Source organism: Mesorhizobium sp. M7A.F.Ca.CA.002.04.1.1 (genome assembly GCF_004022805.1).
In the GTDB taxonomy this organism is placed as follows: domain Bacteria; phylum Pseudomonadota; class Alphaproteobacteria; order Rhizobiales; family Rhizobiaceae; genus Mesorhizobium; species Mesorhizobium ciceri.
Genome location: NZ_RZPL01000513.1, coordinates 1 through 4293, shown reverse-complemented (window position 1 = coordinate 4293; position 4293 = coordinate 1). Strand labels below are relative to the sequence as shown.

At 64.8% G+C, this 4293-nt stretch carries 5 protein-coding genes and 1 pseudogene; 2 read left to right on the top strand and 4 right to left on the bottom strand.

Annotation, left to right across the window (positions count from 1 at the left end):
* Window positions 1–418: MarR family winged helix-turn-helix transcriptional regulator (locus tag ENZ75_RS23030; protein WP_164887946.1), on the bottom strand; the 418-nt coding region annotated here is incomplete at its 3' end.
* Between the two features lie 203 nt (window positions 419–621).
* Here ENZ75_RS23030 and ENZ75_RS23025 point away from each other — a divergent pair.
* On the top strand, window positions 622–1416 hold the full coding sequence (locus ENZ75_RS23025) for an SDR family oxidoreductase (protein WP_013530115.1): 795 nt from the start codon (window positions 622–624) through the stop codon (window positions 1414–1416).
* Window positions 1417–1668: 252 nt separating this feature from the next.
* Here the strand turns inward: ENZ75_RS23025 and ENZ75_RS23020 are convergent, their stop codons facing one another.
* The gene (locus tag ENZ75_RS23020) at window positions 1669–2268 is read right to left on the bottom strand and encodes a LysE family translocator (protein WP_063168790.1); all 600 of its coding nucleotides are present in this window, start codon (window positions 2266–2268) and stop codon (window positions 1669–1671) included.
* Between the two features lie 98 nt (window positions 2269–2366).
* Here ENZ75_RS23020 and ENZ75_RS23015 point away from each other — a divergent pair, with 98 nt between their 5' ends.
* The gene (locus ENZ75_RS23015) at window positions 2367–3236 is read left to right on the top strand and encodes a LysR substrate-binding domain-containing protein (RefSeq protein WP_082826693.1); all 870 of its coding nucleotides are present in this window, start codon (window positions 2367–2369) and stop codon (window positions 3234–3236) included.
* A gap of 113 nt (window positions 3237–3349) precedes the next feature.
* On the opposite strand, the gene ENZ75_RS23010 is transcribed toward ENZ75_RS23015, so the two are convergent.
* Window positions 3350–4000 (bottom strand): dihydrofolate reductase family protein, encoded by a 651-nt coding sequence (locus ENZ75_RS23010; RefSeq protein WP_063168788.1) that lies wholly within the window; start codon window positions 3998–4000, stop codon window positions 3350–3352.
* A 102-nt stretch (window positions 4001–4102) separates the two neighbouring features.
* A pseudogene (locus ENZ75_RS23005) lies at window positions 4103–4293 on the bottom strand (SAM-dependent methyltransferase); the annotation flags it as partial.

Below are 4293 nucleotides of genomic sequence, written 5' to 3'. Positions count from 1 at the left end.
TCTCATCCAGAGCCGCGCGCAAATCTTCGGCCTTGTCCTTGCCGACGACATCCTCGAAACGCTGCTGGGCGATTTGCCACAGTTTCATCGCTTCCTCGATCTTGTCCAGGCCCTTTGGCGTCAGTCGTACACGCTTGACGCGGCGGTCCTCCGTGTCGGCGAAGGTCTCGACATAGCCGTCGCGGATCAGCGGTTTCAGCGTATGGCCGAGCGCCGACAGGTCCATGATCAGCGACGTGGCGATGGCGCCCATCGCCGGCTCATCGCCCATATGGATCTGGTAAAGCAGGCCCTGCTGCGTCGCCTTGAGGCCTGACGGCTCCACCACATCATCATAAAACTTGCCGAGCTTGCGCGCCGCGCGGCGCAGCGCGGCGTTGTTGCAGAGCGTGAGGCCGGGCAGGCTGTCCTTTGACATGATGGTCCCTGGCGCCGGCGAATGAGGCCCGGCTGCTCCCCTCAAATAATCCCCGCCCGTCTCATTGACAAGATAGTGGCATATGCCTACTTCACGATTAATGGTATATGCCACTATCTTGCGGCTTTCCGGCAGCGCGGCAGATGCCACGGTGCCGGGGGTCATTCGAAACGAACAAGATCAGTTGAAGAAGGAACAGGACAATGAGTGGACAGGGCAACAAGGGCACGGCGGTCGTCACCGGTGCTTCGTCGGGCATCGGCGCGGTCTATGCCGACCGGCTGGCCGGGCAGGGCTACGATCTGGTGCTGGTGGCGCGGCGCGCCGACCGGCTGGAGGAACTGGCCGGGAAGCTGCGCCAGACCTATAGCCGCAAGGTCGGCGTGATCAGCGCCGATCTTGCAAACGACGATGATGTGCGCCGCGTCGAGCAAGCTGTAACAGCCGACGAGAGCATCACACTGCTGGTCAACAATGCCGGCATCGGCGGCCAGGCCGTCGTGGCCACCGCCGATGTCGACGCGGCCGAGCGCATGATCAAGGTCAACACCATCGCCTTGACGCGTCTAACCCGCGCCGTGCTGCCGGGGCTTTTGGCACGCAACCGCGGCGGCATCGTCAACATCGCCTCGGTGCTCGCCTTCGACACCTCCTTCGGCGGCATCTACAGCGGCACCAAAGCTTATGTGGTCAACTTCACCGAAGCCCTGCACCGTGAGGTTGAGGGCACCAATGTGAAGGTGCAGGTGGTGCTGCCGGGCGCGACCCGGACCGATTTCTGGGAACTTGCCGGCACCGATATCGCCAACGTTCCGAAGGAGATCATCATGACCGCCGACGACATGGTCGATGCCGCACTTGTCGGCTTGGCCAAAGGCGAGGCGGTCACCGTGCCCGCGCTTGCCGATGCGGCCAAGCTCGACACATTCCTCGGCGCCCGGCAAGCCTTCTACGGCAGCCTGCACGCCGACAAGCCGGCGGCGCGTTACGGGGTTTGAAGTTTGAGAGGCTGGTTCGCTTTGCGAACCAGGACCCCCACCCCGCTGCTTCGCAGCGACTTGCCGGGGCGAGCCACGGGTCTCGCCCGTCCTTCGGACCCCCATAAGGGGGAAGGTTGGGGACGCGGCTTGTCCGCCCATGCGACAATGGTCTTGTGGGGTGCGAAAAGCTGGACTCCCCACCTCCCCCTTGTGGGGAGGTCGGACCGAAGGTCAGGGTGGGGGGCTGGCGCGGGTTTTGGCTTGAGCGCTTTACACCGACCGCCACATCGGAATGATCGAGGCGGCCAGTACCAGCGCCAACACGACGTTGAGCGCGCGCCATTGCCATTCGGTCTTGAGCAGCCGCGCCAGCACCATGCCGGCCACGCACCACAGTGACAGCGAGGCGGCGGCCGCGAGGCCGAAAGTGGCGCCGAGCAGCAGCGCGAGCTGCATCGGTCCGCTGGCCAATGCCGCGAACGACGCCGCGGCGCCCAGTCCCATCGCCCATCCCTTCGGGTTCATCCATTGAATGCCGGCGCCGCCGAGAAAGCTGTTCGGCCTGGCCATGCTCACATCCAGATTAGGCGGTCCGCTGCGGCCGATCTTGATCGCCAGCCAGACGAGATAAAGTGAGCCGGTGACCTTCATCGCCAGTTGCAGCGAGGGCACGGCGAGCAGCAGGCCGGCAAGCCCGGCGGCAGCGGCACCCGTGACGGTGGCGAGGCCGGCGGCGCTGCCGACCAGCAAAGGCACGGAACGGCGAAAGCCGAACTGCGCGCCGGACGCGGTCGACAGGGTCGTGGCGATGCCGGGCGTGGTGGTGGCGACGATGGCAAACAGGATGAGCGGGAAAATGGGCTCGAGCATGCGGCGTCCTCGGTGGGAGGGCTGCCATCGTAGCTGCGCACGAACTTCAGTAAATGCAATGTTTGCTATGGTTGACATTAGCAAGCATAATGCCAACCATGATCCGAAATCTCGACATGGCGCTGATCCGCACCTTTATCACCGTCGCCGACAAGGCCAGCATGACAGCGGCGGCCAATGCACTGCACCTGACGCAAGGTGCTGTCAGCCAGCAGGTCAAACGGCTGGAGGAGGCGTTCGGCTCGAGCCTCTTCGAGCGCGACCGGCGCGGCTTGCGGCTGACGCGCGCCGGTGAACAGCTGTTCGGCAGGGGCAAGCGGCTGCTGGCCTTGAATGACGAGATCTGGGCCGAAATGGCTGGGAGCCCGGTGGCCGGCCAGGTGCGGCTCGGCGTGCCCTACGACCTTGTCGGCACCTTGCTGGCGCCGGTGCTGAAGACCTATGCCGAGACCTATCCGCAGGTCGAGATATCGCTGGTCTGCGCCTCGTCGCCAGAATTGACTGCTGCCCTTGCGGCCGGGACCATCGACCTTGCCGTGATCGAGGAATGCGCCGGCCCGTCGGCCGGCGAATGCCTCGTCGTTGACCGGCTGGTCTGGGTCGGTGCCAAGGGCGGCGTTGCCCGCGCCAAGCGGCCGCTGCCGGTCTCGATCGTCGCCGACACCTGCGCTTTCCGGCCGGCTGTGTTGGCGGCGCTCGGTGAGCATGGGCTGGAGTGGCGCACCGTGTTCGAGAACGGCAACATCGACGCGACGACCGCGACGGTGCGCTCCGACCTCGCCGTCACCACCTGGCTGGCCTCCACGGTGCCAGCCGATCTCGACATATTGCGATCGGAGTCCGGCCTGCCGCCGCTGCCGAATTTTGCCATCAACCTGCATCTGCCGAGGCATGGGGTAGGGCCCGCGGCGCAGGAATTCGCACGGCATATACGGGAAGGGCTGGCGCGGCGACCAGTCGCTGCTTGAAGCTTCTCAGAACTTGGGTTCCTCTCCCCCGTCGATCGGGGAGAGGTGTCGAGCGAAGCTCGACCGAGTGGCGGGTCGATCTTTCATCGTGGGGCGAGGAACCCAGGTCCTGCTTACTTCCAGTTCTTCCGCCGCTCGAGCTCGGCTTCCGACGGCTCTCCCGTGACAAACGACCCGACCTTGACCTCGCCCGCGCGTTCGTAGGTCGCCATGATGACGCCGGTGCCGGTTGCCTGCGACTTAATGAGCTTGAAGGCGGCCGGGATCGCGCTGTCGCCGAACAGCCGCTTGCCCTTGCCCAGCAACAGCGGGAAGATCATCAGCCGGATCTCGTCGATCAGCCCGTTGGCGAGCAGCGTTTGGATCAGGTTGCCCGATCCCTGGATGAGCAGGTCGGGTCCATCCTCCTGCTTGAGGCGGCGCAACGCCGCAACGATATCGGGCCCGAGCGATTGCGTGTTCTGCCAGGTGAGGGTGTCGGGCCGATGCGTCGCGACATATTTGGCCGCAGGGTTGAAGGCATCCGCGATCGGATCTTTCTGATATGGCCAGTAGGCGGCGAAGATATCGTAGGTCCTGCGGCCGAGAAGCAGGGCGAAAGGCTTGGAGAACAGTTCATCCATCGCCGCGCCCCCCGCCTCGTCGAAGTAATGGAAGGTCCAGCCGCCGAACTTGAAGCCGCCGACCGGATCCTCTTGCGGGCCGCCGGGCGCCTGCATGACGCCGTCGAGGCTGATGAATGTCGCAGAGATGATCTTTCTCATTCCAATGCTCCCGTTCTTCGGTCCACGCCGTCGTGGCGGACTTCAGCCCAAGGACGGGCGACGAGCCACCGGTCCGACAGGACAGGACGAAATTTTGGAAAATCACCGTTGCTTGCGAGGCTCGGTGTGGAGATTTTCCGACGAGAACCAGACATCGCCTGATATGGCGGTGGCGGTGTCGTCCGGCGCCCTGTCCTGCGCCAGCCAGATCGAGCGGCCGCGCGCGGCCTGCTCGCAGGTGGGGATCATCGCCGCGGGGTCCGCGACCGAGGCGCCGACACAGGGAATGAACC

Bases quoted from the DNA above. Each gene is read 5' to 3' on its own strand.
- ENZ75_RS23025 (WP_013530115.1), top strand. From the start codon at position 622: ATGAGTGGACAGGGCAACAAGGGCACGGCGGTCGTCACCGGTGCTTCG.
- ENZ75_RS23020 (WP_063168790.1), bottom strand. From the start codon at position 2,268: ATGCTCGAGCCCATTTTCCCGCTCATCCTGTTTGCCATCGTCGCCACC.
- ENZ75_RS23015 (WP_082826693.1), top strand. From the start codon at position 2,367: ATGATCCGAAATCTCGACATGGCGCTGATCCGCACCTTTATCACCGTC.
- ENZ75_RS23010 (WP_063168788.1), bottom strand. From the start codon at position 4,000: ATGAGAAAGATCATCTCTGCGACATTCATCAGCCTCGACGGCGTCATG.